General features: G+C 65.3%; 26 protein-coding genes and 1 other RNA gene. 18 read left to right on the forward strand and 9 right to left on the reverse strand.

Features of this window, described 5'->3' with window-relative positions:
• Positions 1-486: a hypothetical protein gene (locus BCY78_RS01690; protein WP_139103054.1), complete on the reverse strand. Its 486-nt coding sequence runs from the start codon at positions 484-486 to the stop codon at positions 1-3.
• 261 nt (positions 487-747) lie between these two features.
• On the opposite strand from BCY78_RS01690, the gene BCY78_RS01695 reads away from it, so the two are divergent.
• From BCY78_RS01695 to BCY78_RS01735, 9 genes are all read left to right on the forward strand, one after another.
• Positions 748-2,235, forward strand: a complete 1,488-nt coding sequence (locus BCY78_RS01695; RefSeq protein ID WP_068296884.1) for a glycosyltransferase family A protein — start codon at positions 748-750, stop codon at positions 2,233-2,235.
• A 36-nt stretch (positions 2,236-2,271) separates the two neighbouring features.
• Positions 2,272-3,048, forward strand: a complete 777-nt coding sequence (locus tag BCY78_RS01700) for a hypothetical protein (RefSeq protein ID WP_068296888.1) — start codon at positions 2,272-2,274, stop codon at positions 3,046-3,048.
• Positions 3,045-3,833 carry a sulfotransferase gene (locus tag BCY78_RS01705; protein WP_068296891.1) on the forward strand — a complete coding sequence of 263 codons (789 nt, stop codon included), beginning with the start codon at positions 3,045-3,047 and terminating at the stop codon, positions 3,831-3,833. Before BCY78_RS01700 ends, BCY78_RS01705 begins: the two co-directional genes overlap by 4 nt.
• Complete coding sequence (locus BCY78_RS01710) at positions 3,830-4,600, forward strand: sulfotransferase domain-containing protein (protein WP_068296894.1); 771 nt, start codon at positions 3,830-3,832, stop codon at positions 4,598-4,600. The genes BCY78_RS01705 and BCY78_RS01710 overlap by 4 nt, the downstream gene beginning before the upstream one ends.
• Positions 4,597-6,666, forward strand: a complete 2,070-nt coding sequence (locus BCY78_RS01715) for a hypothetical protein (RefSeq protein WP_068296896.1) — start codon at positions 4,597-4,599, stop codon at positions 6,664-6,666. The genes BCY78_RS01710 and BCY78_RS01715 overlap by 4 nt, the downstream gene beginning before the upstream one ends.
• Before the next feature lie 68 nt (positions 6,667-6,734).
• A complete protein-coding gene (locus tag BCY78_RS01720) occupies positions 6,735-7,367 on the forward strand; it encodes a class I SAM-dependent methyltransferase (protein WP_068296901.1) in 633 nt (210 codons plus the stop codon).
• Complete coding sequence (locus BCY78_RS01725) at positions 7,364-8,257, forward strand: PfkB family carbohydrate kinase (protein ID WP_068296903.1); 894 nt, start codon at positions 7,364-7,366, stop codon at positions 8,255-8,257. The genes BCY78_RS01720 and BCY78_RS01725 overlap by 4 nt, the downstream gene beginning before the upstream one ends.
• Positions 8,254-9,159 (forward strand): pseudouridine-5'-phosphate glycosidase, encoded by a 906-nt coding sequence (locus BCY78_RS01730; protein ID WP_068296907.1) that lies wholly within the window; start codon positions 8,254-8,256, stop codon positions 9,157-9,159. Before BCY78_RS01725 ends, BCY78_RS01730 begins: the two co-directional genes overlap by 4 nt.
• 120 nt (positions 9,160-9,279) lie before the next feature.
• Positions 9,280-9,951 (forward strand): DUF502 domain-containing protein, encoded by a 672-nt coding sequence (locus BCY78_RS01735; RefSeq protein WP_068296910.1) that lies wholly within the window; start codon positions 9,280-9,282, stop codon positions 9,949-9,951.
• Positions 9,952-9,954: 3 nt separating this feature from the next.
• On the opposite strand, the gene BCY78_RS01740 is transcribed toward BCY78_RS01735, so the two are convergent.
• A complete protein-coding gene (locus BCY78_RS01740; protein ID WP_068296913.1) occupies positions 9,955-11,001 on the reverse strand; it encodes a patatin-like phospholipase family protein in 1,047 nt (348 codons plus the stop codon).
• Positions 11,002-11,062: 61 nt separating this feature from the next.
• Positions 11,063-11,845: a 3-hydroxybutyrate dehydrogenase gene (locus BCY78_RS01745; protein ID WP_068296916.1), complete on the reverse strand. Its 783-nt coding sequence runs from the start codon at positions 11,843-11,845 to the stop codon at positions 11,063-11,065.
• Positions 11,846-12,221: 376 nt separating this feature from the next.
• On the opposite strand from BCY78_RS01745, the gene BCY78_RS01750 reads away from it, so the two are divergent.
• Positions 12,222-13,943, forward strand: coding sequence for an extracellular solute-binding protein (locus tag BCY78_RS01750; protein WP_068296919.1), 1,722 nt, complete (start codon positions 12,222-12,224; stop codon positions 13,941-13,943).
• Positions 13,940-14,062, forward strand: a complete 123-nt coding sequence (locus BCY78_RS26165; RefSeq protein ID WP_255402794.1) for a hypothetical protein — start codon at positions 13,940-13,942, stop codon at positions 14,060-14,062. Before BCY78_RS01750 ends, BCY78_RS26165 begins: the two co-directional genes overlap by 4 nt.
• A gap of 45 nt (positions 14,063-14,107) precedes the next feature.
• Here the strand turns inward: BCY78_RS26165 and BCY78_RS01755 are convergent, their stop codons facing one another.
• Entirely contained in the window at positions 14,108-14,731 is a 624-nt protein-coding gene (locus BCY78_RS01755) for a helix-turn-helix domain-containing protein (protein WP_068296922.1), read from the reverse strand.
• Positions 14,732-14,852: 121 nt separating this feature from the next.
• Between BCY78_RS01755 and BCY78_RS01760 the strand changes: the two genes are divergently transcribed.
• From BCY78_RS01760 to BCY78_RS01770, 3 genes are read left to right on the forward strand one after another with little or no spacing between them, the layout of a single operon-like run.
• Positions 14,853-16,370, forward strand: a complete 1,518-nt coding sequence (locus BCY78_RS01760) for a class I adenylate-forming enzyme family protein (protein ID WP_068296925.1) — start codon at positions 14,853-14,855, stop codon at positions 16,368-16,370.
• A gap of 13 nt (positions 16,371-16,383) precedes the next feature.
• Positions 16,384-17,022 (forward strand): DsbA family oxidoreductase, encoded by a 639-nt coding sequence (locus BCY78_RS01765; RefSeq protein WP_068296928.1) that lies wholly within the window; start codon positions 16,384-16,386, stop codon positions 17,020-17,022.
• The gene (locus tag BCY78_RS01770; protein ID WP_068296931.1) at positions 17,019-18,224 is read left to right on the forward strand and encodes a multidrug effflux MFS transporter; all 1,206 of its coding nucleotides are present in this window, start codon (positions 17,019-17,021) and stop codon (positions 18,222-18,224) included. Before BCY78_RS01765 ends, BCY78_RS01770 begins: the two co-directional genes overlap by 4 nt.
• Here the strand turns inward: BCY78_RS01770 and BCY78_RS01775 are convergent.
• The 4 genes from BCY78_RS01775 to BCY78_RS01790 all read right to left on the reverse strand — a co-directional run bounded on the left by BCY78_RS01775 (position 18,209) and on the right by BCY78_RS01790 (position 22,543).
• Positions 18,209-19,354, reverse strand: coding sequence for an NUDIX domain-containing protein (locus BCY78_RS01775; RefSeq protein WP_068296934.1), 1,146 nt, complete (start codon positions 19,352-19,354; stop codon positions 18,209-18,211). The two genes, BCY78_RS01770 and BCY78_RS01775, sit on opposite strands and share 16 nt — an antisense overlap.
• On the reverse strand, positions 19,344-19,802 hold the full coding sequence (locus BCY78_RS01780; RefSeq protein WP_068296937.1) for a TrgA family protein: 459 nt from the start codon (positions 19,800-19,802) through the stop codon (positions 19,344-19,346). Before BCY78_RS01780 ends, BCY78_RS01775 begins: the two co-directional genes overlap by 11 nt.
• 40 nt (positions 19,803-19,842) lie before the next feature.
• Positions 19,843-21,054, reverse strand: a complete 1,212-nt coding sequence (locus tag BCY78_RS01785; RefSeq protein ID WP_068296940.1) for a cyclopropane-fatty-acyl-phospholipid synthase family protein — start codon at positions 21,052-21,054, stop codon at positions 19,843-19,845.
• Between the two features lie 76 nt (positions 21,055-21,130).
• The gene (locus BCY78_RS01790) at positions 21,131-22,543 is read right to left on the reverse strand and encodes a deoxyribodipyrimidine photo-lyase (protein WP_068296941.1); all 1,413 of its coding nucleotides are present in this window, start codon (positions 22,541-22,543) and stop codon (positions 21,131-21,133) included.
• 172 nt (positions 22,544-22,715) lie between these two features.
• Here BCY78_RS01790 and BCY78_RS01795 point away from each other — a divergent pair, with 172 nt between their 5' ends.
• From BCY78_RS01795 to ssrA, 3 genes are all read left to right on the forward strand, one after another.
• Positions 22,716-23,516, forward strand: coding sequence for a FadR/GntR family transcriptional regulator (locus BCY78_RS01795; protein ID WP_068296943.1), 801 nt, complete (start codon positions 22,716-22,718; stop codon positions 23,514-23,516).
• A gap of 4 nt (positions 23,517-23,520) precedes the next feature.
• Positions 23,521-24,309, forward strand: coding sequence for a potassium channel family protein (locus tag BCY78_RS01800; protein ID WP_083194763.1), 789 nt, complete (start codon positions 23,521-23,523; stop codon positions 24,307-24,309).
• A 13-nt stretch (positions 24,310-24,322) separates the two neighbouring features.
• Positions 24,323-24,676, forward strand: a transfer-messenger RNA (tmRNA) gene (ssrA, locus tag BCY78_RS01805).
• A gap of 130 nt (positions 24,677-24,806) precedes the next feature.
• On the opposite strand, the gene BCY78_RS01810 is transcribed toward ssrA, so the two are convergent.
• Positions 24,807-25,613, reverse strand: coding sequence for a hypothetical protein (locus BCY78_RS01810; RefSeq protein WP_139103055.1), 807 nt, complete (start codon positions 25,611-25,613; stop codon positions 24,807-24,809).
• 534 nt (positions 25,614-26,147) lie between these two features.
• Between BCY78_RS01810 and BCY78_RS01815 the strand changes: the two genes are divergently transcribed.
• Positions 26,148-26,816, forward strand: coding sequence for a DUF1194 domain-containing protein (locus BCY78_RS01815; RefSeq protein WP_233499328.1), 669 nt, complete (start codon positions 26,148-26,150; stop codon positions 26,814-26,816).
• Positions 26,817-26,978 lie beyond the last annotated feature (162 nt).

The following is a 26,978-nucleotide window of genomic DNA, read 5'->3' on the forward strand; positions in this document are numbered from 1 at the left end:
CTAGAAGGTCGGCCGTGGGAACTCGCGGTAGTCATTGTAGTGGTAAAGACTGTTGGCTTGGTTCTGGCCATAGTTCTGCGGGCCGATCCCGGCATCCGCCAAGGCCGTTGCCAGGCTCTCGGACGCAGAAGTGCCATCCGCAGCGCGCAAGGTGTCTTCATCTACCGTGATCCGGATGCTGGCCCCTTGCTGACCGCCATGAACCATGGGGCTGCCCGTCGCCATCATCGGTGCCGCTTGCGCCTGAGGGGCACCGGGCGCCGAGCGGCTGGCGAGGTCGAGAAGTTGCTCCACCGGAATCGCGCCGCTCAGCATCGCTTCGAAATCCGCATCGGAGGATTGGGTGCCGATCTGCGCGCCGGTCGACGCGGAAGACGGTGCGGACATCGGAAAGTCCTGGGCAACGACCGGCGTCGCAAACATCGACGCGGCGCCAACAAAGCCCATGGCAAGCAGGTGTCCCGAGACACGGGATATCGAGGGCATGGCAAACTCCAAATTCGTTTGAAAGGACAACATCTGAATGAAACGGCGAGCGACAAATCGATCGCCCCGCAGCGACAGCTTATCACAACACACTCGACGTCTCAACGAAACCGACCCGGGAAAGTCATCACGATTTTTCCGATGGACCCCCTGTCAGCGCTTCGACTAGGGTGGGCGCGCGGTCCTTCGCCGCGGGTAATATGTCGGGTTTTCGGATAGATGGCTGATCGTGCAACGCCTTCGCAACCGCGTGTCGGAGTGGTGATCCGGACCCGGGACCGTCCGGGTTTCGTGACCCGCGCCCTGCAGACGGTGCTGGATCAGACCTATCCCGATTGGTGCGTGGCCTTGGTCAACGACGGCGGTGACGCAAGCGTCTTGAGCGCCGCCATCCAGACCGCAGGGTTGACGGACGCCTTCACGCCGGACCGCTTGCTGCGCCTCGACCTGCCTTCCTCGGTCGGTCGGTCCGAGGCCTTCAACCGCGGCGTCGCAGCCTTGACCACGGAGCTGGTCTGCTGCCTCGACGACGACGACACCTGGACAACCGACTATCTGACCTCGCTGACCGAATTCTATGACCGGACGCGCGCCGTCGCCCGCGATCTTGGTGGCGTCGCGGCCCTCGTGGTTGCGAAGCGCGAGGATCTGGTGATCGAGGATGGTATCGAGACCCTTGTACCGATGGGCGAAGAAGAGCTGCCGCAAGCCTTCCGGCGCCGCGACTTCTTCCTCGACCCGGTGGCCTATGTGACCTACCGCCATGACCTCTACCCGGTGCAATGGATGCTGGACCGGGCCAAGGTTCAGGCGGCGGGCGGCTTCCCGGCGGCGTTCAGCGTGATGGAGGATCGGGCCTTCATGACCCGCTTCCTGCAGCACTGGCGCCTGGCGATCCTTGACCGGCCGCTCGCCCATCACCATCGCCGCATCCGCCGCAAAGATGACACCGCGCAGAGCGTGGCGATGAACACGCTCGACAACCCGTCCTACGACTGGCGTCTCTATTCGGACCTCGCCAAGGTGCCGCTCACCTCGCCTGAGGAGGCTTCCGATCCGCGGCTGGCGCGTCAGGGGGCCATGGTGCGCGCAGCCGCGGCAACAATCGTCAAGGAAATCAACGACGAGACCTCGGGCCTTTGGCACAAGGTCAACGGCGAGGGGCGCGAGGCACGTCATCGCTACGAGCGCCTTGAACAACGGCTCGGGATTGGTGAGCCCGTCCAGGCCGAAGCCCTCGCAGAGGCGCGGTGCTGGTCAGTTTGGGACGAGACGGGGCCTACGGACATGGGCTTTCCACTTGGCGTCGGAACGCCCTTCCTGAAACGTCTGACCTTGTCGATGGACGGGACGCCCCCCGGCATCCTGATGCACGGCTCGGCCTGGCAACGCCGCCTCGTGGTGCAAATCCCCTCGACCGGCGATTGGTGTGCCTTGGAAGTGTCGCTGGAGGGACTGGCAAAGAAGGGCGAGGGGCTGCGCTGCGAGGTCGTCCTCAGTGCGCCACACGGCTATCTGTTGGAGACCTCGCTGTCGCGCTACACCCGAGACCGTCTGGGCCGCAAAGCTCAGGGCTTCACAGAGAACTACGTCCACGCCCTGCCCCCCGGCCGTGCCGAGCGCATCGTCCGTGACTTCCCCGCAAGTCTTCTCGATGCCTCGGAGAAGCCGAAGCTGTCGATCGCCCTGCCCCGCATGGCCAATGATTTCCGCTTTGTCTGCCACGACCTCGTGGTAAGCCGTCTGTAACCCCGCCATCCCCGCCGCAGAAAGGACACGGCCCGTATGCTTGATGACGATCTGCCCGATTTCGCCCTGCGTGGTGAAAAAGGCATCGACCTGTTCCACCGGATCGAGGATCGCACCCACAAGCGCGCGCGCTATCGTTGTCTGGCGACCGTGGAACCGGGCGAGCATCTGGTCATCCACGCGCCCGAGATGAAGCGCGACCCCGAGGCCCTGCTTCGAACCGCGACGGCCCTTGCCACCGATCCCATCGCGGCGCCGCTGTCGCTGACGGACCCCGAAAGCTGGCCGCGCGCGGTACGGGGCGCCGATCCGATCCGGCTGTTCCTCTACCTCGATTTCCTGCGCGCGTGGCAGGTGGCGGACATGGGCTCGGCCCGGCTGGAAGCGCAGGCTGCGTCCAGCCCCGGCGCCCTGCCCGTCGATCTCGGTCGCATCGCCGGCGCCATCGCCCCGGTGTTCGACTTCAACCGCCTTTCTCGGGGCATTGCGCTGACCCGCCTGCTGGTTCCGGTCCTTGCGGGCCGCGTTCGCGATCCCCGCTTCCGTGACGACAGCCACGGCGGCACCGGCTACGCCCTGCGCATGCTGGGTGACCTGTGCTTGCGGGGCGACCAGCCGGGGCTGGCGCTGGATTGCTTCGAAACCGCCGTTGCGGCAGGTGACAACCCCTTCCGCCGCCGCAAGGCCATCGAGGCCGCCCGCGCCGCACGGGATACCCAGGCCCTCGCCAAGCACCGGGAGGCCTTTGCCGCGCAATGGCCCCTGCCCGCGGATCTCGCGGCAGAGAATGACACCAAAGGAAATGCCGCATGAGCCGCGAGAACGCCGTCGACATCCTGTGCATCGGTGCGCAGCGGGCGATGACCTCGTGGCTGCATCAGGCCTTGGCCGGCCATCCCGGCACCTGGACCTTTCCCGATTTCCATCCGGTGACCTCGTCTTCCAAGGAGGCGCATTACTGGGACTGGAATCACAAACGCGGGCCGGATTGGTACCGGGTTCTGACGCGCCCCCTTGATGACCGGCTGAAAAGCCTCGATTTCACGCCAGAGTATGCCTTCCTGACCCCGGCCCAGATCGCCGAGTGCAAGGCGCTCAACCCGACCGCGCGGGTGATCTACATCCTGCGCGATCCCTTGGCCCGCGCCGTCTCGGGCATCCGCATGCATACGATGTGGGCCAGCCACAACGCCAAGCCCGAGGATCTGACCATCCGCATGGATCAGGCCTTCCTTGACCGCTGCAAGAACGCGCGGATCTGGGAGCACGGGGCCATGGCCGCCAACCTGCGCCGTTGGCGCGCGCAATATCCCGACCTTCTGGTCCTGAATTACGAGACGCTGCGCGCCGATCCGCAGGCCGGCTACCGCGCGGTTCTGGATCACGCGGGCCTCGATTGGGGCGGGCTGGACGAGGCGACGCAAGCGACCCTCACCACCCGTGCCGCACGCCATGTCTGGGCCACGCCGCGCTATGGCTTCGAGCCCGATTGCCTCGATTTCCTGCACGGCGCGATGTGGCCGCTGCGAGAGGCCCTGCGCGAGGAAGCGCAGGTGACCTTCACCGAAGGCGACGCGTTGCTGGAGGCCTCCGCATGACGCGCGAGAACATCACCGACATCCTGTGCATCGGCTGCCAGAAGGGCTCGACCTCGTGGCTGCATTCGGTGCTGAACTCGCACCCCAAGACGCACAGCTTTCCGAACAGCGAACCCGTGACCTCGACGGTCAAGGAGGCGCATTTCTGGGATTGGAACCATCATCGCGGGGTCGAATGGTATCGCGAGCTGATGACCCCGCCCGTGGACCCCTCGATGCTGTCGATGGATTTCACCCCGGAATACGCCTATCTGACCAAGGATCAGATCGCCGAGTGCAAGGCGCTGAACCCGACCGCTCGGGTGATCTACATCCTGCGCGATCCCTTGGCCCGCGCCGTCTCCGCGCTTCGCATGCATATGCTGTGGCGCTACGGTAAGGATCATGCCGAGCCGCTGCACCGCGACGAGGCCTTCTTCAGCCTGATGCGCGACGCCAAGCTGGCCCTGCATGGCGATTACCTGCGGAACGTGACCCGGTGGCGGGCGCAGTATCCGGACCTCATCTTGCTGAATTACGAGGATTTTCACACCGACCGCGCCGGCAGTGTCGAGGCCATCTATCGAACCCTCGGCCTCGATCTGGCTGAGGCCAATTCGGAGCGGATCGCGCGGCTGATGGGCTCGAAGGTCTGGGCCTCCGAGAGATTCCCGATGGATCGCGCCGTGCTGATGTTCCTCCAGGGCCTGACATGGCGCTTCCGTCTGGATTGCGAGCGCGAACTCGGCATGCGCTTTGCCGAGGGCGAGCGCCTTTTGTCCGAATGACGCCCGAGGCGCTGGCCCGGCAGCTTTGGTCCGGCCCCTTGCCGGACCCGTCCGCGCCGGGTCGCGCGCTGCTCGGCCGCGCGGATTATCCGGCGGTTCTGGCGCAGGCGCGGGTGCTGACGCGGATGGGCCTGACGGTCGATCTGCCCGCGCTGCAGGCGGCCTTCCCATGGTCCGTTGATCTGGCATGGCTGTCCGTGCCCGCCGCGCGCGACGCCGCCCCCTTGCAGCGCGCCGTTACCACCGAGGGCCGCCGCTTCGGTGCGCTGGGCTGGGCGCTGTGGTCACTGGGCCAACCGGCCGAGGCGCTGGCGGTAATGGAAGGCCTGAACCCCGATGCGCCCAGCCATGCCGAGGACATCCTCGCCCGCGCCGAACTGCGCATCCTCGCCGGCGAAGATCCCGGCCCGCTTCCAGCGTCACACGCCCATCGCCTTGGCCTGTTGCAGATCTACCGCCAGAAGGGTGCCGCCGCGCTGAGCGAGCAGCTCCGCCGAGACAAAGCCACTCTCCCGCCGCAGCCCGCCCTGTGGACATGGCTCTGCGACGTCTTCCTAACCGAATTGGACATCCCCGCAGCCCAAGACGCCCTGACGTCCTTCGCAGATCATTGCCCGGATCACCCCGCACTTCCGTTGCTGCGTATCCGGCTCTCGCTCGCCCGCGAAGACCACGGCGACGCGCGTGCACAATTGACCGCGCTGGATGACGCCGACACCCCTTGGACCTGGCCCCTGCGCCGGCACCTCCTGCATCTTCGCTGCCTCGGTGCCGAGATCGCCACAAGTCCAGACGCCGACTACGCCCCTCTCCGCGCCCATGCCGAGGCCGCGAGCCGCCTGTTCCCCCGCGACCGGGCGCTGGGCGCGGCGCTGCTCTCCGCCCGCGAACTGACCGAGGATTGGGACGCCCTCGCGGCCACCCTGCCCGACCATCCCGACCCGCGCGCCGCCGCCGTCACCTTCCTGCGCCTCGGGCTGCCGGATGCCGCTCTGGAGCGCCTGAACCACGCCCCACCCTTGCCGCCTGACGAGGCCTACCGTCTCCGTCAACGCCGCGCCGAGGCGCTCAAGATGGCGGGCCGCCCCCTCGACGCCGCCGAAGCACTGGGCCCGACGCCGTTCGCCGCGCCCTTGGCCGCCGATCACGCCTATTGGCGGGCCGAGATCGCCCTCGCATCCCGCGACCTCCCCGCCGCCAATGCTGCCTTGTCCCTGGCTTTGACAGCCTTTCCCAACCGCATGGGACTGCACCTCAGCGCCGCCCGGATGGCGTTCCTGCAGGGCGATGACAGCCGATGCGCCGATCACCTCGCCCGGTTCCGCAGCCTGAAATCCACCCAGACCGGCCAACCGGTTGAGGATGACCTGCGCGACCTCATCACGAGGGACGCGGCCACCGCGCCGGACGGCCCCGGCCAAGCTGCCCGCCGTTTCGCGCTGGCCCCGCCGGCCTTCACGCCTGACCCCAGCGCCCAGATCCCCCGACAGATTGCGCATTATTGGGAAGGCCCCCGCCCGCCGGGGCTGGATCGCAGCCTGTGCGCTTGGGCAGACCTCTACCCGCAACGCCTGTTCGACGCGGCCTCGGCCCGCACTTGGCTGGAGGCCCATACCACGTTGGCCCCCTTGTTCGACCGGCTCACCAGCGCCGCCACCCGCGCGGACCTGTTCCGGCTGGCGCTGCTGGCGCAGGACGGCGGCCTGTTCGCCGATCTCGACGAATATCCCCGCGCGCTGGTCGAGGACTGGCTTATCGGTGCGCGCAGCGTTCTGGTGATCGAGGAGGGCCACGGCACGCTGGCCAACAACTTCCTCGCGACAGAGCCTCGGAACCCCCTGTTCATCCACCTGCGCGACAGCGTGGCGGACCGCCTGAGCACGCTCCTTGACCGGGGCGAAACACCCTATCCGTGGTGGGACGCCGGGCCTGCGATGCTGACCCGCGCCGCCGCACGGGTGCCGCTCACCCAAGGGCGCCGCTTCCTCAGCCAACCCGAATACCTGCAGCGCGTCGCCACCAATCTGCCCTTGGGCCACAAGCGCAGCCCGGATCACTGGCGTTAGCCCGCTTTCCCGCCGATCCACCCGGTGCGCCACTGGACAGAATCGTCCCGGCGTGGCCCAATCAAACCATGGAGAAACCTGATCTTTCCGGCGCCTATGCGCTGACGGGACCCGAATCCGTTCGCCAACTCTATGCCGACTGGGCCGAGACCTATGACGAGGATTTCGCCCAAGGCATGGACTACCGCCTGCCGGCCGAGGTTGCCGCCGCCTTCCTGCGTGCAGGCCCGCCCGCGGGGCCGATCCTTGATGTCGGTGCCGGCACGGGGCTTCTGGCCGCAGCCCTGCGCGGGCTGGGCCACGCGGGCCCCATCGACGGCATCGACCTGTCGCAGGAGATGCTGGCGCAAGCCCGGCGCAAGGGCGTCTACCGCGACCTGACCATCGCCGATGTCACCCGCCCGCTGCCCTTGGGCGGCTATGCCGGCATCACCTCTTCGGGCACCTTCACCCACGGCCATGTCGGCCCCGAGGCGCTGGAGCCGATGCTCGGCGCGCTGATCTCCGGCGCGGTGGTCGCGCTGTCGATCAACCAGCAGGTCTGGGATCGTCTGGGCTTTGGTCCGGCCTTCGCGACGCTGGGGAACCGCATTCGCGACCTTGACCAACACGAGGTCGCCATTTACGGGCAGGCCGCGAGAGATCGCGACCCTTCCCACGCCGGTGACACGGCCCTGATCGTTACCTTCCGCAAAGCATGAACCCGCCTGACATCCTCTGCATCGGCTCGGTCCTGTGGGACATCATCGGCCGCCCCGAAGTCTTCCTCGCCGGGCGCGGCGACGTCGCGGGCCGCATTCGCCGCCTGCCCGGTGGCGTGGCCATGAACATCGCCATGACGCTGGCCCGCTTCGGCCTGAAGCCCGCCGTCCTGACCGCCATCGGCGAGGATGGCGAGGGCACGGAGCTGCTCGCCGCCGCCGAGAAGCTGGGCGTGAGCACCGCCTATGCCTTTCGCTCGGCCCGACCGACCGATTGCTACATGGCGATCGAGGATGAGACCGGCCTCGTCGCCGCCATCGCCGACGCCCATTCGCTGGAGGAAGCGGGCGACGCCATCCTCGCCGCGCTGTCGGATGGCCGCCTGGGCACGCCCGAGGCGCCTTGGGCCGGTCCCATCGCCCTCGACGGCAACCTGACGGCCGAGCTGTTGACCCAGATCGCCGCCTCGCCGCTGTTCGCGCGTGCCGATCTGCGCATCGCCCCTGCCAGCCCCGGCAAGGCCGAACGCCTGATCCCGGTGATGCGTCATCCGCGCGCCACGCTCTATGTCAACCGGCAGGAAGCCGGGCTGATCACCGGCACCAACCCTGCCACCGCCGCCGAAGCTGCCGCGGCCCTTGTTGCCGCCGGCGCCGCGCGCGCGCTGGTCACCGATGGTGCGCATCCCGCCGCCGATGCCACCGCCGGCCAGCCGGTCCTCACCCGCGCCGCGCGTCCCGTTCAGGCTCGCCGGATCACCGGGGCCGGGGACACGTTCATGGCCGCCCATCTTTTCGCCGAAACCCGTGGTGCGGGCCCTGTCGAAGCGCTGGAACGCGCACAGGAAGCCGCCGCCGCCTATGTCGCCTTCGAGGATTTCCAACCGTGACGCTCCCCCTGACCTATTCGCCCGAAGTTGCCGCCGCCCGCGACGAGGGCCGCCCGCTGGTGGCCTTGGAATCGACGATCATCACCCATGGCATGCCCTTCCCGCAGAACGTGGAGACCGCCCGCAAGGTCGAAGCTACCGTGCGGGAAGCCGGCGCGGTCCCCGCGACCATCGCCATTCTTGACGGCGTCATCCATGTCGGTCTGACCGATGAGGAATTGGACCGTCTGGGTCAGGCCAAGGGCGTGATGAAGCTGTCGCGCGCCGATCTGGCCGTGTGTCTCGCCGCGGGCAAGACCGGCGCTACCACCGTCGCCGCCACGATGATCTGCGCGCATCTCGCCGGGATCTCGGTCTTCGCGACGGGGGGCATCGGGGGTGTCCATCGCGGCGCCGAGGACAGCTTCGACATCTCGGCTGACCTTCTGGAGCTGGCGCAGACCCCGGTGACCGTGGTCGCGGCCGGCGCAAAGGCGATCCTCGATCTGCCGAAGACGCTGGAAGTGCTGGAAACCCAAGGGGTTCCGGTCATCGCTGTGGGTCAGGACGATCTGCCCGCCTTCTGGTCGCGCGCCTCGGGCCTCGCGGCACCGCTGCGCATGGACGACGCGGCGCAGATCGCCTCGGCACACAAGCTGCGCGGCGCGCTGGGCCTCAAGGGCGGACAGCTCGTCGCCAACCCGATCCCGGCCGAGCATGAAATCCCCCGTGCCGAGATGCTGCCCTATATCGACCGCGCCCTGGCCGAGGCCGAGGCGCAGCGCATCAGCGCAAAGGCCGTGACCCCGTTCCTGCTGCAGCGCATCTTCGAGCTGAGCGAAGGCAAATCGCTGGTCGCCAATATCGAGCTGGTGCTGAACAACGCCCGGTTGGCCTCGGCCATCGCCAAGGAATTGGTCTGACATTGGGTCGCGATCCCGCCGATGAATGTCAGGCATTTTTCGGCGGATCGTGAGGGCTTGCGAGGGCAATGGGCCGCGCCTATCTAAGGGCGGATCGGCCCTTGAGGACCCTCGCACGCCATGACGACCCCTCCTCGCCCGCCGCGCCGCGGGCTTTTCGCCGGGCTGCGCGCCTCGTTTCTGACCGGCCTTGTGGTCGTCGCGCCGGCGGTGCTGACGATCTGGCTGATCCGCGCCTTCGTGGAATTCGTCGACAGCCGCGTCGTCCCGCTGATCCCGGTGCGCTGGCTGCCCGAGCCGCTGCCCACCCTGAACATCCCCGGCGTCGGCGTGGTCATCGCGCTGCTGTTCGTGCTGATCGTCGGCTGGCTGGCCAAGGGCTTCATCGGGCGCTCGCTGATCAACTGGGCCGAGGATCTGGTCGCGCGGATGCCGGTCGTCCGCTCGATCTACAACGCGATCAAGCAGCTGGCCGAAACCGTCTTCGCCCAGAGCAGCACCTCGTTCAAACGCGCCTGCATCGTCGAATACCCGCGCCCGGGCCTCTGGGCGGTCGCCTTCGTTTCGACCGAGACCAAGGGCGAAGTGGCGCGCAAGCTGGACGGTGAGAAGCTGATCTCGGTCTTCCTGCCGACCACGCCGAACCCGACCTCGGGCTTCCTGCTGTTCGTGCCGGAAAAGGACGTCACCTACCTCGACATGTCGATCGAGGATGCGGCCAAGCTGATCATCTCGGCCGGCCTTGTGACGCCGGACAGCGTGGGCGCCAACGGTCGCAAGACCCGCAGCTGACTCTCAGCCGAACATCTTCTGCAGATCGACCGTCGCCCTCTCGTTCAGGTCGTCGGCATGGTATTTCAGGAAGCGACCGGCGGCTTTGCGACCTGCGACGAACAGGTCTTCCAGAAGGTCCGGCGTCGGCATCACCTTGGTGCGCGCGGACAGCGTTCGCATCAGCTTGTCGTCGGAGATGAAATGGACCAGCACGTCCTTCATCGCCCCCTCGGTGATCGATCCCTCGGCAATCAGCCGCTTCACGAAGGCGATGGCCCGCAAGTCGCGCAACAGCGCGGCGTTGAAGCTTATCTCGTTGATCCGGTTCAGGATTTCCTGCGAACTTTCCGGCACCTGCGGCCGGTTCAACGGGTTCAGTGAGACGATCACCACGTCATCCGGCAGGCCCTGATCATAGAGCGGGAACAGCGCCGGGTTGGCCGAATAGCCGCCGTCCCAATAGCTTTGGCCGTCGATCTCCACCGCCTTGAAGAAGGTCGGCAGACAGGCCGAGGCAAGGATCGCCTGATGTGTGACCTCGGCGCCACCGAACACCCGGACCTTGCCGGAATGGACATTGGTCGCGGCGACGAACAGCTGCGGGCCCTTGTCGGCCTGCACATGCTCCAGCTCCAGCGCGCGCACAGCGGGCTCCAGCGGGTTCTGCCAGAGCGGGCCCCAATCGTAGGGGCTGAACACCTGCGAGGCGAGGTCGAAGGGCGAGATCGGCAGGAAGGCCTCGGTCATTCGGGCGGCGACGTTGGCCGGGTAGAAGAAGGCGGTCATCCAGTCGAGCGGCGCACCGGCGCGGGCCAAAGGCAGATCATCGATGCCCCCACGCCCCACACGGGCCCACAGGGCGTTGAGCGTCTCGCGTGCGCCCTCGCGCCCGCCTTTGCAGTAGCCGGCCTTGTAGGCCGCGCCATTGAGCGCTCCGGCCGAAGTGCCGCTGATCGCGGCGATCTCCAGCCAGTCTTCGTCCAGAAGTCGGTCCAGCACGCCCCAGGTGAAGGCGCCATGCGCGCCCCCGCCCTGCAGCGCGAGGTTGATCCGGCGGGTCGGTTTCATCGCCCTGCCCCTTGCTCAGGTAAAACGGGGGGCGCGGCGATGCCGTCGCGCCCCGCTTGCGTCACAGGGCGGTCCAGCCTCCGTCGACGCTGATCGTGGTGCCGGTGATCTGCTTGGCCGCATTCGAGCACAGGAACACCGCCGTGCCGCCGATTTCCTCGGTGGTGGCGAATTCCTTCGACGGCTGACGCTCCAGCATGACCTCCTTGATCACGGTCTCGCGGTCCATGTTATGCGTCTTCATCTGGTCGGGGATCTGCGCCTCGACGAGCGGGGTCAGCACATAGCCCGGGCAGATGGCGTTGGCGGTAACGCCTTTGCCGGCGGCCTCCAGCGCGGTGACCTTGGTCAGACCCACGACGCCGTGTTTCGCGGCCACATAGGCCGATTTGAACGGCGAGGCGGTCAGACCATGCGCCGAGGCGATGTTGACCACCCGGCCCCAGCCCTTGGCATACATGCCCGGCAGCGCGGCGGCGGTGGTGTGGAAGGCCGACGAGAGGTTGATCGCAAGGATCGCGTTCCACTTTTCGATCGGGAAATCCTCGATCTTGGCGACGTGCTGGATGCCCGCGTTGTTCACGAGGATGTCGCAGCCCCCGGCCTTTTCGATCAATGCGCGACATTCGTCCGGTTTCGACATATCGGCCTTGATGTAGGTGACCGAAACGCCGTATTGGGCTGCAAGATCCGCAGCCTGTTTGTGGTCGTCTTCCGTATCGGTGAAAGAGTTCAGCACCACGTCGGCCCCGGCGGCGGCAAGCGCCTCGGCGACCCCGTGGCCGATGCCCGAGGTCGATCCGGTCACGATGGCCCGGCGTCCGCTCAGTGTTTTCTCGGTCATGGTACCCTCCTGGTAATCCGGCAGCGGTTGATGCTGCACCTGCAACATAAGATGGCGGCGCGGGATTGCCAGAAGCAAAAAAAAACGCCCGCGCGAGGCGGGCGTCAGTCGTTGAGGCAGGTTTCATACAGGCAAGAAACCTATCGAGCAGTAAGGTACTTATAGCGCGTTGTTCAGACCGGGCCAAGCTTAAAGTTTACAGCGCCCTAGCCGAGCGGGTACCCCGTTAGGACAGTGCGACGCAAAAGGGATTGTCTCCAACATGGCCATCAAAAATCGCCCATTCCCCTTGATTCCGGTGATTGCAGCCCTGCTGGCAACAGTCGCCTTGCCCTATGCCGCAGTGGCACAGGACGGCCCGCAGCACGGCATCGCTATGTATGGAGAGCCTGCGCTGCCACAAGATTTCGTGGCTCTGCCCTATGCCAATCCAGAGGCGCCGCACGGTGGGCGATTCGTTTTCGCCGAGGTCGGCAGCTTCGACAGCCTGAACCCGTTCATCCTGCGCGGCTCGGCGCCCTGGGGCGTCAACCTGCTGACGGTTCAGAGTCTTCTGGGCCGTTCCTATGACGAGCCCTTCACCCTCTATGCCGTTCTGGCCGAGTCCGTGGAGACTGATTCGGCCCGATCCTACGTCGAATTCACCCTGCGCGAGGGGGCCCGTTTCTCGGACGGCAGCCCGGTCACGCTCGAGGATGTGATCTGGTCCTTCGAGACCATGGGCACCGAAGGCCACCCCCGCTACCAGACCGCTTGGACAAAGATTGAGTCGATGGAGCGGGTTGGAGAGCGAAGCTTGCGCTTCACCTTCACGGAACCGGACCGCGAGCTTCCGTTGATCCTGGGCCTGCGTCCGATCGTGCAGCGGGCTCAATTCGACGTGAGCCAAGGTGGGCGGAGTTTCGCCGACAGCTCGCTGACGCCGGTCATCGCCTCGGGCCCCTACGCGGTCTCGGCGGTCGACCCGGGTCGCTCGGTCACCTTCCGGCGAATCCCCGACTGGTGGGGCGACGCGCTGCCGTTCTTCGCCGGCCAGTACAACGCCGACGAAATCCGCTATGAATATTACAGCGACATGTCCGTGGCCTTCGAGGCCTTCAAGGCCGGGCTGATTTCCGTCTGGCGCGAAGGGAACGCGGCGCGTTGGGCCGACAGCTATGACTTCCCGGCCATTCAGGACGGCCGCGCCCGGCAGGTGGAGGTGCCGCATCAGCGCCCCTCGGGCATGTCGGGCCTCTGGATCAACACCCGTCGCCCGCAATTCGCGGATTGGCGCGTTCGGGAAGCGCTTCTGCTCGCCTTTGACTTCGAGCGCATCAACACGCTGGTCACCGGCGGGGCCGAGCCGCGGATCGCCTCGTATTTCGGGAACTCGGTGCTGGGCATGCGCCCCGGCCCGGCCGAAGGGCGCGTGGCCGAGCTGCTGGCGCCCTTCGCGGACGAGCTGCCCCCCGGTGCCATCGACGGCTACGCCCTGCCCGAGAATGACGGCCGCAACGCCCGTCGCAACCGCCGTGCCGCGATGCGCCTGCTGGCCGAGGCCGGGTGGGAGCCGGATGATTCCGGCGTCCTGCGCAACGGCGCCGGCGAGGCCTTTACCTTCGAGATCTTGCTGCTTCAGGGCCAGGCCGAGATCCTCGCCACCGCGCAGGCCTATGTCGAGGACCTGCAGGGCCTCGGGATCACCGCGCGGGTCAACCTCATCGACTCGGCGCAATATGTGCAGCGCACGAACCAGTACGACTTCGACATGACCTATGCGCTGCGGCTGATGTCGCTGTCGCCGGGCAACGAGCAATACCTCTATTGGGGCGCCGAGGGCGTGGACAATCCGGGCACGCGCAACTTCGCGGGGGTGCAGGACCCGGCGGTGGAGGCGATGATCGGTGCCATGCTGTCGGCCGAAAGCGACGAGGATTTCACCGCCGCCGTTCGCGCGCTGGACCGGGTGCTGATGGCCGGACGCTATGCGATCCCGTTCTGGTTCTCTCCGACCAGCCGCATGGCGCTTCAGTCGAACTTGCACTTTCCTGATGTTTTGCCAATATATGGCGACTGGACCGGCTTCCTGCCCGAAACATGGTGGTATCAGGAATGAGACTTGCCCTTTGCCTTGCCCTTGCGCTGACCACGTTGTCGGCGTGCAATACCGTGGCGGGGGTCGGCGAGGATATCACCGGGGGCGCAGGCATCGTGCGGGGCTGGTTCGGCTATTAAGCCACCCTGCCCCGTCGATTTTCCCTACGTATTCAGAAGGCTGGCTCAGGCCAGCGAGGTCACCCAAAGGATCGTCGCGTCCTCGGGCGAGAGGCTGACGACGTTGTGCCCCATCGAGGCGTCATAATAGGCGCTGTCACCGCGCTTCATGTCGATGGGCGCGTAGAATTCGGTGAACAGGCGGATCTGCCCGGTCAGGACGAAGAGGAATTCCTCGCCGTCGTGACGGACCCACCCGTTGAAATCCTCGAACTTGCGCGCGTGGATCGTCGCCCGGTACGGCAGCATAGACTTGCGCGTCAGGGCGCCGGCCAGCAGCTCGTGCTCATAGGTCGTCGTGACATGGGCCTCGCCCTGCCCGGCCATCGTCGTGGCCATCCGCCCGCCGGGCGAGCCATGGCGCGGCGGCGTGAACAGCTGCGGGACCGAGATCCCCAGCCCCTCGGCCAGCTTCTTCAGCCCATCATAGGTAGGCGACATCTGCCCGTTCTCGATCTTCGACAGGGTCGAGCGCGCCAGACCCGCCGCCTGCGCCGCCTGTTCCAGCGTCCAGCCGCGCTCCTTGCGCAGGGTGCGGACGCGGTCGGCCAGATCAATGGGCGCGGCAAGCGCCTCTTCACCATCGGCGCGGGCGATGCGGATGATCGAGGGGTTGGACAGGTCGCTCATCGGCTCTTCAACTTGGCTACGGGTATGGCGTTTTGCGCTACATTCGCGCAATTGTCGAGGCCACGCTATGGTGGTGCGATCCGCCCTTGCCCTTCCCTCAGCCCCGGATTAGCTGGAAATCATGCACGCGTTAATTGATTCAGGCCCGTTCGAGCCCTGTCCCGCCCCGTTCAACCTGGCCGCCTATGTGCTGGCCCAAGGCGCGCAGACGCCGGACAAGATCGCGTTGCAGATCCTCCGCCTCTCGGGCGCCGAGCGTTGGTCCTATGCCGCGCTGACCGCCGCCGTGCGCGGGATCGGTACCGGCCTGCTGGACTATGGCCTGACGCCCGGTGACCGCGTGTTGCTGCGGCTGGGCAATAATGTCGATTTCCCGCTGGCCTTTCTGGGCTGCATCGCCGTCGGGCTGGTGCCGATCCCGACCTCGTCGCAGCTGACGGGGCCAGAGATCTCCGCCATGGCTACGCAAGTCTCGCCCGCTGCCGTGATCGCCGGGCCAGGCATCGCCTTGCCGGACGGCTCCGCGCGGGTGATCGAGGAGAGCCTGCTGCAATCCTGGCGCCGGAACGCACCCTGCGACTGGGCGCTCGGCGATCCGAACCGGCTGGCCTATCTGATCTTCACCTCCGGCACCTCGGGCAATCCGCGGGCGGTGATGCATGCCCATCGCGCCGTCTGGGCCCGTCGGATGATGTGGACCGGCTGGTATGGGCTGACCGCCGAGGACCGGCTGATGCATGCCGGCGCCTTCAACTGGACCTATACGCTGGGCACCGGGCTGATGGACCCTTGGGCCATCGGCGCCTGCGCGCTGATCCCGCATCCCGAGGTGACGGCCGCTCAACTCCCCCTGCTGCTCAAGCGCTTCGATGCCACGATCTTCGCCGCCGCACCCGGCGTCTTCCGGCAGATGCTGCGCCAGCCGATCCCCGCGCTGCCCAAGCTGCGTCACGGACTTTCCGCCGGCGAAAAGCTGCCCGACCAGACGCGCCAGCATTGGAACGAAGCCACCGGCACCCCGATTTTCGAGGCGCTCGGCATGTCCGAAGTATCGACCTATATCTCCGGCTCGCCCGCCCGCCCGGCCGAGGATGGCGCTTCGGGTTATCCGCAGCCCGGACGCCGCGTCGCGGTGCTGCGCGAGGATGGAGAGCCTGTCGCCCGCGGTGAGGCCGGGATCATGGCCATCGGCCGCGAGGACCCCGGCCTGTTCCTTGGGTATTGGGGACAAGAGGCTGAAACCGCCGCGAAATTCCGGGGTGGCTGGTTCCTGACCGGCGACACCGTAAGCATGGACACGAAGGGCGGCGTCCATTACCTCGGCCGTGACGACGACATGATGAACGCCGGCGGCTATCGCGTGTCCCCGCTGGAGGTGGAGAAGGCCATGAACGCCCATCCCGGCGTGCTGGAATCCGCGGCCATCGAGACCCGCGTCAGCGAGACGACCAGCATCGTTACCCTGTATTACGTCCCCGCCGATCCCGCGCCCGACGCTGCCGCACTGACAGAACATGCGGCGCAGACCCTTGCCCGCTACAAGCAACCGCGCCAGTTCCTGCCTATCGAGGCCCTCCCCAAAGGCGCCAACAACAAGATCAACCGCCGCGCCCTGCGCGACGCCCCACCTTCCGAATGAGCCCGTTATCCGCATGAGCACGAAACTCGACATCTTTTCCGACCCCGTCTGCCCCTGGTGCTACATCGGCAAGGCCCGGCTCGACCGCGCGCTGGAACAACGCCCGGATCATCCCTTCGTCATCGAATGGCATCCCTACATGCTGAACCCGACCATGCCGCCCGAAGGCATGGATCGGCGCGAATATCTGCAGGCCAAGTTCGGCCCGCCCGAGGAAGTGGCCCGCGTCCACGTTCCCATCGCCGAGGCCTGTGCCGAGCTGGGCCTGCCGCTGGCGCTGGAGAAGATGGAGCGCAACCCGTCGACCCTGAACGCCCATCGGCTGATCCATTGGGCCGGGTTGGAGGGGCGTCAAAGCGCCGTGGTCAGCGCCCTGTTCCGTGCCAATTTCGCCGAGGGCCGGGATATCGGTGACAGCGAGGTTCTGCTTGATATCGCCGAGAAATCCGGCCTCGACCGGGCGATGATCGAGCGCCTTCTCGATAGCGATGCCGATGTGGCCGAGACGCGCCAACGCGACGCCGAGATCCGCGAGCGCGGCCTGCGCGGCGTGCCCGGCTTCCTTCTGGGCCGTCAATACGTGCTGACCGGCGCGCAACCTGTCGAGACCTGGCTCGACCTCATCGACCAGATCTCGGCCGCCTCTGCATGACCTCGCCTCAAAAGCCGCTTTCCTTCTCCGAATTCATCGCGCTGCTGGCCCTGCTGATGGCAACCGTCGCCTATTCGGTCGACGCCATGCTGCCGTTGCTGGCCCCCATCGGCGCCGAGCTGTCGCCAGACAACCCCGATCAAGGCGCCTTGGTCATCACCGTCTTCATGATGGGGCTTGGGCTGGGCACCTTCATCATGGGCCCCTTGTCTGACGCCTTCGGGCGCAAGACCGTGATCCTGTCGGGCATTGCGCTGTACATGCTGGCCGCGACCCTCGCCGCGACCTCGGACAACCTGACGATGCTGTTGGCTGCGCGCTTCATCCAAGGCCTTGGCTGCGCCGCACCGCGGGTCGTCAGCCAGGCCATGGTGCGCGACCTCTATTCGGGCCGGATGATGGCGCGGGTGATCTCGTTCGGGATGACGATCTTCACGCTGTTCCCGGCCGTCGCGCCGTGGATGGGCGCGCATCTGGGTGAATGGTTCGGCTGGCGCGCGATCTTCTGGAGCTTCATCCTGTTCGGCGTCGTCTCGGCCTGCTGGCTGGGCCTGCGCCAGCCCGAGACGCTGGCCCGCGAGAACCGCCGCAAACTGGCCGTCGACCCGCTGTGGCGCGCGCTGAAGACGGTTCTGGGCCATACCCGCGTGCGCCTTTACCTGCTGGCGCTGACCTTCGTGTTCACCACGATGCTGACCTGGCTCAGTTCGGTATCGGCGATCTTCGAGAGCAGCTTTCAGCGTCTGGACGAATTCCCGTCGTGGTTCGCACTGGTGGCCATCCTTTCGGCCCCGGCGAGCCTGATCAACGCCAAGCTGGTGGTTCGTCTCGGCATGCGGCGGATGGTCGGTATTGCGCTGACCTTCCAGCTGGTGACCATCACGCTGGTGCTGTTCAGCTTCCTCTTGGACCTGCCCTTCGCCGGCTTCCCGCTGTTCCTGTTCTTCATGATGGTGCAGTTCTTCTCGATCGGCTTCCTAATCGGGAACCTGAACGCGCTGGCGCTGGAACCGATGGGCCATGTCGCAGGGATGGCGGCCTCGGTGATCGGCGGGGTGTCGACGGTGGTCTCGGCCCTGTTGGCTAGCGCCTTGGCCTCGTTCGGGGATGGTACGCCTGCCCCGCTGGCAGCCGCCGCGCTATGCTGCCTGATCTTGGCCTCGGCGATGATGCTCTGGGCCCGGCGTTACGCCGAGGATTGAGCCCGCAGCCGTTCGCGCTGACCGGCCAGCCAATAGGCCGAGGTGATGAGGGGGCCATTGGCCACCTCGCCACTCTCGATCAGGGCCATCAGCTCATCGAACGGCAGGCAATGCGTGCGGATGTCCTCGGCCTCGGATTCAAGGCCGTGGACCCCTTCCGTGCCGTCGGGCAAGTCGGTCACGGCCAGATAGGTGTACAGATACTCCGTCACCGCGCCGGGGCTGGGGTAGTAATTGGCGATCTTGAGCAGGGCCTTGAGGTCCAGCCCCGCCTCTTCTAACGCCTCCCGCCGGGCCGCCTGTTCGGGCGTTTCCGTCGGATCGACACGGCCCGCGATGCATTCCAGCGTCCAAGGGTTGCGGTCGGCGCGCAGATACGGGCCGGTGCGGAACTGCTCCACCAGCAGCACGAGGTCGCGCACGGGGTCATAGGGCAACACGGTGACGGCATCTGCCATCACGAAAGCCGCCCGGTTCACGGCCCCGCTCATCCCGCCCGAGAAACGACGGAACCGCAGGTCCGTCTCCTCGACGCCAAAGAACCAATGGTAGGGATGCCGCCGCGCTTCGACCGACACATCCGAGGGATCGGCGCTGCGACGACGGGTCGCCGGGGCTTCCTCTCTCGATGCACGCACCTGCGCGGCCGCGTGGCTCGCGAGCATCGTATAGCGCGCGGCCATCTGTTCGGGTGTGGCCTCATGGCGGCTGGCCATGATCATCGCCGCGGTCTTTGTGTTCAGAGCGCCCCGGAAGTCCTCCCAGTCAGGCAAGGACCACGCCTTGCCCGAGCCGCCTTGCACGTTCGATATGACATAAACCTCGGCGTCGACCGTGCCTGCCGCAGTTCGGACCGTGACCGGACGGGTCACATAGTGGAAGATCTTCTCGTAATAGTCGAGCCGCGCACGGTTTTCCCCGTCTGCCCAGACAAGAATCCCCGGCGCTGCCGAGCCTGCAGACGCGACGATACACGGGTAGTCCTGAACGCGCCCGAACGGGTCCGCGGCATTCTGGACGGCATGGTCGTCGAGGAACGCCTCTTCTCCGGCCAGGGAGATGCCCGAAACCGCCTGAAACAGCGGCGCGTGACGAAGGATTCCAAACAGGAACAAGGGCTTAGCGGTCATTCCTGCGACGTTCCAACAGCATCCAGACAAGGTGAAGCGCAAAGCCGATCACGGCCCCGCCGGTGGCCAGGAAAATCAGGTAGTCCTGATCCATGGCTTTCCCCAACCAATTGATAACGATATCGAAATACCCGGTGAAGGCATCCATGACCTCCCGGAAGCGACGCCGGTAGCCGAGGATGAAAACCTCGCGCACTGCCATGACCATGGCGATGAACACGCCGGTCATCGCCACGCCCTGAATGCCGATATAGATCGAGAACCACCACGCCCGGCCAATCCGCCCACCGACGAAGACCCAGCCCACCAGAAGCCCCATCAGCGCCGTCCAGGCGGCGAAGGTGCCCATATAGGCCTGAGGATCATAGAGCGGCTCGTAAGCCTTTGCGGCGTAATAAGCGAACACGGCCATCAACAGGGCGGCCACGGGCCGGATCAGCGTGAACATCGCCGCTCCTCGGCTGGGGCCGCCCTGCCAAACCTGTGGTTCAGCCCGGACGGCGCAGGGTAATCTGGGTCACGTCACAGATACCCGTCCCGAACGCGCCGGCGCAAGAGGTCAGGTAGAAATCCCACATCCTCCGGAAGCGCAAATCGTATCCCATTGTCTGGATCCGCTCCCATGCTCGGTTGAAGCTCTCATGCCAGCGCCGCAGCGTGATCGAATAGCTCTCGCCGAACTCAATGGAGCTGAGCCACCCGAGCCCCGCCTTCTTCGCCTCCTGCTCGAACCGCTCGGGCGACACGAGCATGCCACCCGGGAAGATGTATTTCTGAATGAAATCTACGTTCTTCCGGTAGAGGCTGAAGCGTTCGTTCGGCACGGTGATGACCTGAATCGTGGCCTTACCACCCTCTTTCAGACGTTCCCGCACCGTGTCGAAATAGGACGGCCAGTACTTCTCGCCCACGGCCTCGAACATCTCGATCGAGGCGATGCCATCGTAGACCCCGGTTTCGTCCCGGTAGTCCTGAAGTTTGATCTCCACCCGGTCGGACAGCCCCGCCCGTTGCATCCGCGCGACCGCGAAATCGTGCTGCGCTTGGCTGATCGTCAGCGCCGTCACCTTCAGCCCACGCTGGCCCGCCGCATATTCCGCGAAACCGCCCCAGCCGCAGCCGATCTCCAGCACATGCGCGCCCGGCTCCAGCCCGAGGGAATCCACCAGCGCGGCGTATTTCTGTTCTTGTGCACGCTCCAAGCTTTCCTGGCCGGTTTTGAACAGAGCCGAGGAATAGGTCATGCTCTCATCGAGCCATTGCGCGTAGAATTCATTCCCAAGATCATAGTGATAGGCGATGTTCTTCTTCGCCTGCGCTTTGGAATTGCCGCGCATCCAGTGGCGCAGTTGCTCCCAAGCCCTGATCAGCGCCATGCCCGTGAACTCGTCCAGCAGCGCCGGGTTGTCCTTGAACACCACATCCATGAGCGCCTGCAGGTCCGGCGTGGTCCACCAGCCCTCGATATAGGCGTCGGCAAAGCCCAGATCGCCCTCGCGGATCAGCCGCGCGAAGCTGTCGGGGTTGATGACAGTCACCTCGGCTACCGGCCCCGGCTGGCTTCCTTCAGTGCGGAACCGCCGCCCGTCCGGCAATGCGATATCCAGACGACCGGTGGTCATCCGCTGCAGCTGGGCGAAGACCGGCTTGAAGTATCGCGGAAGGTCGGATTGGCCGTCGGTGGTGGTGAGAATGGTCATTGGATCCCTGTCGATCTCGGTTTTCTTCACCTTCTACGAAAGCTTAACCCGACCGGATGACCGGGCAAGGCATTTCTTAACCTTTCTTCAGCCGCTCATAGGCCGAAAGCGCATTCTCCCGCCCTTTGTCGAGCGCGATCATGCGGTCCGGATAGCGTTGCTTGGGATCGAGCCCCCAGCTGAGGGGCACTGCCTCGAAATAGGCGAGCGCCTTCTCCCCCGGATTGCGGCTGAGTTCGGCGATGAAGGTCTTGCGATAGACTTCTGACTTATCGAACTTATCCGCCTGCGTCTCGGGATTGAAAACTCGGAAATAGGGCGCGGCATCCGGGCCGGACCCCGCCACCCATTGCCAACCCATCGCGTTCGAGGCCGGGTCCCAGTCCGTGAGGCAATCCGCGAACCAGTCGAGCCCGATTTTCCAATGCGTTGTCAGATGCTTGGTCAGGTAACTTGCGACAACCATCCGAACCCGGTTGTGCATCGTCCCGGTCACGAACATTTCCCGCAGGCCTGCATCCACGAAGGGCTCGCCCGTCATGGCGCGGCGCCAGCGCTCCGCATCCTCGCTGTCCTCGCGCCATGTAAAATCATCCCATTCCCGGCGCCAATTTTCTTCTGCAATATCAGGGAAATGGAACATGAGATGATGGGCGAAGTCACGCCAGGCCAGCTCTTTGCGGAAATGCACGCCGCCCTTGCCGGTATGGGGCATGGCCTCGTGCCAGATGCGCCGCGGCCCGATCTCACCATAGGTCAAGTTCTCGGACAGGCCCGAGACCGCGTCTTTGCCCGGAAAATCCCGATCCTCTCGGTAATCGACGACCACCCCGTCAAGGAAACGCTTCAGCCGCTTTTGCGCCGCCTCCTCGCCCACGACCGCATGGCGGGCGAGGATCGGCGCGCCGCGCAGCATGCCCGCGCCCAGTTTCCACGCCGACAGATCTTCACTGCCCGGCCACTCCGACGGCGCTGCTAGCCGTTTTGGAGGATCGCAGGGCTTCGGGACGCCCATCGCATCGAGCGATTTGAAATACGGCGTGTAGACCTTGTAGGGATCGCCGGCCTGAGTGGAGATTTCCCACGGCTCGATCAGGGTGTGCCCGGCGAAGGACCGCGCCTCGAACCCCTTCTGCTTCAGCACATCCTTGATCTCGGTATCGCGCTCACGGGAAAACGGATCGTAGAGCCGCGTCCACCAAACCCCGCCGGCACCCGTTTGCTCCAGCAATTCCAGCAGCACCGGCAGCGCCGCCCCCTTGCGCAGCACCAACCGAGAGCCCTTGTCCGCCAACCGCTTGCCGAAACTCTCGACCGCTTCACCCATGCGCCAACGCGCGGCCGCGCCGATCCCGGTGACGGAGCGATCCGCGATGAAAACCGGGATCAGGGGGCGCCCTGTCTTTGCCGCCTCGGCCAGCATCGGGTGGTCGTCCAGGCGCAGGTCCCGGCGGAACCACAGGATCAGGGGCGAGGTTTCTGTCGTCACGGGTCGTCTCACGGCGCTGTTACCGCACCCGATCTAGCGCATTTTGCAAAGGATCAAGAGGCGCAGACCGCTTTTCCGGCCCGGACCGGCCGCTCTTCGTTGACACGACTCGCGGCCTCTGCCAGAGTAATTGACAGACAATAAAAACACCAAAAACACAGTGGGTTGACGCATGAGCAGCGGGTCATCCCTGAAGGAACGCGCCCCCGATCGCGCCAGCGCCATTGCGTCGCTTCTTCAGGACAACATTCTTTCGGGACATTATGGACCGGGCGACCGCCTCCCTTCCGAGGCCGATCTCTGTGCCCATTTCAAGGTGTCGCGCCCGACCCTTCGGGAAGCACTTGGCCGTCTGAACGCCCGCGGCATGATCACCGCCCGCCGCGGTGCCGGCGGTGGCGCTTTTGTCACCCAACCCAGCGCCGAAGTGGCCGGCGAGCAGATTTCCGCCCTCGTGGCGCTTTCGACCCGCGCCGAGGACAACGCCCATCGGCCCTACCTGACCGAGGCCCGGATCCAGCTGCAACTGGGTTGTGCCGAGCTGGCGGTCCTGCGCAAAGCGGACATCGCCGACCTTCGGGCCGAGATCGACCTGCAATCCGATTTCGCCATTGCCGACGAGGAATTCGTGGGCTCGATGCGCCGGATGAACCTTGCCTTGGCTGCGGCCTCGGGCAATCCGGCGATGACGATGCTGGCCCAAGGCCTGATCGAGGCCGAATTCGCCATCACCCCCACGACCGATTACCCGACACGGGTGCGCGCGCGCTTCCTGTCCTATCACGTCCGCGTCGCCAACGGCATTGCCGGCGGCCGGGCCGAGGACACCCGCGCCGCCCTCATGGAGCTGTGGAGCTTCGAATCCGACCGCGCCAACGGCGGTTCGGCCGAGGAACAACCGGTCGAGCGCCCGCCTCGGATGCGGGACCTGCGGCTCCCTCCGGTGCAGCGCCTGACCCCGTTGCCGGAGTAAACCCGTGGCGGTCCGTCAGGCCAGCCTCCGTCACCGCATCGCCGAGGCGATCGATCCCGAATTGCATCAGAAACCCGGCCTGTCCCCGTTCAATCGGGGCGTGGTCGCGGCGATCCTGCTGTTGATCCTGATCGGCGTCTTGGAGACGGAGGTGCATGTCATCCGCTCCTACGGCGGATTAATGACGGCGGCCAAGGCACTGTTATTCATATTTTTCCTGATCGAGTACCTGCTCAGGCTCTGGGTCTCTCCGCTGAACCCCAAAGTGCGCGGCATGGTGCATTTTGCTCTGAAACCAGCGTCGCTGCTGGATCTGGCGGTCCTCATCTCTCTGGCCTCGCCCTTCCTTGGCTTGGAAGCGGCGGTGTTCCGGCTGTTGCAACTTCTGAGGATCCTGCGGCTTGCCCGTTTGGGACGCTATTCGCGCGGGATGAACCTGCTGTTCGAGGCCCTGCGCTCGCGCTCGACGGAGCTGATGCTGAGCGCGCTGATGGCCTTCTCGCTCATGCTGGGGGCCGCGACGCTTCTGTATATCGTCGAGGGGGCTGTTCAGCCGCAGGCCTTCGGCTCCATCCCTCGCGCGCTGTGGTGGGCCGTCGAGACGCTGACCACCGTCGGCTATGGCGATGTGGTGCCCGTGACGCCCCTCGGACGCGTGCTGGCGGCGCTGACGGCGCTTTGCGGGATCGGTTTCATCGCCCTGCCGACCGGCCTTCTGGCGGGCGCCTTCTCGGATGCGATGCGCCGGGCCCGCGAGGATCGGCTGCATCCGCATCACGATCCGCATGATTGAGCCGTGACTCCAGCCCCTTGAGCCCGCCAGACACCCGCCCTATATAGGGGGTGTTCCGGGCAACCGGGACTATGGACATAAACGCGCTCGTAATAATCGGATCGGACCCGGGGGCGGTACCCGGCGGCTCCACCAACAACCCTCATTGGGGGAGATTGGGGCCGAAACAGGATCGACGAACGCCTAAAGGGGTTAGCTTTGTCCCGGTGAGGTACCACCGTTATCGGTCCGAAACGTACAGTTGCCAATGACAACCGTGCTCCGGTGGCCGTCGCTGCGTAAGCAGTTGACCAATACCGAACCTAAGTCCTTGCGCTTAGCCGTGTAAGGCGGGGTTCGCAGGTACCTGGCAACAGAAACCTGCACTTCCTCCCCTCATCCAGTTCGCCCTGTGACCCGGTTTGGGCGGGTTCTGCACGCGCTATGCGGTGCGCGTGCAGTGCACAAATGTCAGGCCAATAGGGCGTGCCGTCTCCAGCACCGAGATGAGATCGCGATCAGATCTCATCTTCATTGAGCTGGAAGCCGTGCAAATGCGCATAATCCGACGCCCGGTTCGCAAAGTCCGTGCTGATGTAAGGGTGCAGTCGGCGGAACAACGGCCCCAAGTTCAACGTCAACCAGGAGAGGTATCCCGGGAAGATCACCGGTTCACCGTCCAGCTTTGTCTCCACGCCCCCGGCCCCATCGGTCGCCACATGCAGAAAGAACGGACCCGAGCCCTCGATGGCCTCGAAGAACTGGTGACGGAGCATCCAGTCGCGCTCGCTCAGGCGCTCCACACCGGGCTTCGGCTTTGTGCCGCGACGGCTCCGGATGTCGATTTCGGTCAGCGTCTTCTCGAACTCAATTTCGAAGTCGCGATCGTGCAAGGCACAGTATTGCTGCATGAAAGTCAGCGCCGTGTCCGAGAACAGGTCAGCGATGAACCCCTGCGACTGCGCGAAGGTCTCGGCGATGGTCCAGCGCATACGCTCCTTGGCGCGAGGATTCTGCTCGCCCTCGAAGCGTTGGCGATAGGAGCCACCCGTGGGCACGCGCTCGGCTTCGAAATCGGCGAAATGCACGGCTTGCAACGTCTTCTCCGGCACACCGGGCACCTCGGCGAAGGCCCGAACATCGGCGATGACCTGCGCGATCACCGATTGCTCCTTGAAGTTCGGGCCCAATTGTCCGGCAATTAAAACCAGCGCTGCTTCGAAAGGAGAGTAGTGTTTGCGCTTGTCGCCCAGATCAGGGGAGACAGCACCGATCCGAACGAAGTAATCGAGCTGTGGAGCGGTCAAACCGGCCAGCTCTGCCATGGGGGTTCGATACAGCTTTTCGGGCGCCATTCTGTGCCTGCCTACGTGTTTTTTCGTGCCACCGATGTGACTTTAACACAACAATCACCTCCAGGCACCTTAATGTCAACAAGTCATCTGCAGGATGATAATTCAATTTAGTCACCTCAGGTCTGCCAGCACCATCTTAACAGGCTGATCCTGAGGTTTTAATGTCATACCTTTCTTGATCAGCGGCCGGGATCATCGCGGCTGAACACGCTGTCACTTGTAGGATGACATCGGAAAAGACGACGCAAACGGCAGCGATTATATAGGTTATCTGAATACTTAGCGAAATTGACCCTGCTGCGATACGCCTCATCTCACGGCTGAACCTGAGGCCCCCCCTCGGCCCCTTCTATTGGAGCGCCTGTGCAACTGACTGCCCTGACCAAGTCAGACTCGGTGGCGAAGCTTGGCGATTGAGAAGGAACTAGCATTGTGGTGTCTTCCGTGTCAGCCTGACTCATGGATATTCGGCTATCCTTCCTCTCACTGACACTAGGCGCCACCTTGGTCGCGCCCTCCATCGCCACTGCCTGCGATATCGCGCTTGTCTTGGCGGTCGACGTGTCTGGCTCGGTCGACAGCTATGAGTACGACCTGCAGGCGCAGGGCATCGCGTCGGCGATCCGCGACCCCGATGTGCAGGAAGCCATGGTGCGCGGACAGGTCGCGTTGGCCGTCTTGCAATGGTCCGGTGCGCTGGAGCAAAGTCTGTCGATCCCCTGGACCCGTGTGAGCGAGCCCGCTGAAGGAATGGCGCTGGCGCATCGTGTCAGCCGCATGCCACGCGGCCATGTCGGCGGGAACACCGCTGTCGGCGAGGCTGTTCAGGTCGCCGCAGCCCTCTTTGAACAAGTCGGCGACTGCCGGCATTGGGTGATTGATGTCTCGGGCGACGGCAATGAGAACGAAGGCTTCAACATCGGCGAAGAGCGCGCGAATGCCTGGCGGCAGGGAATCGCCATAAACGGGCTGGCGATCGAAGGCGCGGCCTCAGGCCTCTCCGTCACGAATTTCTATAGACGTCATGTGGTTACGCCTGGAAGCTTCGTGATTACTGCAAGTAATCACGACGATTTCGCCCGCGCCATGCAGGAGAAGATGTTGCGCGAGTTGATCCCGCCGTTGGCGCAGGCCCCGGGACGACAGGCGGTTCGGCTGGCCGCCTTGCCATAGGGCGGAACGCTCCCTGCTTGGGCAATTGCGGTGATGACCGACTTCGGCGCGGAAATCTGCAACCCGCGCGGGACAGGAGGCTTTTCATCCCCCGTGAAAGTCCTATGCTGGCGGGGACACGACCCCGGGTGCGCTGGTCGCTTTCGGGGCTTTGAGACAGGC

Source organism: Pararhodobacter sp. CCB-MM2 (genome assembly GCF_001691415.1).
In the GTDB taxonomy this organism is placed as follows: domain Bacteria; phylum Pseudomonadota; class Alphaproteobacteria; order Rhodobacterales; family Rhodobacteraceae; genus Pararhodobacter.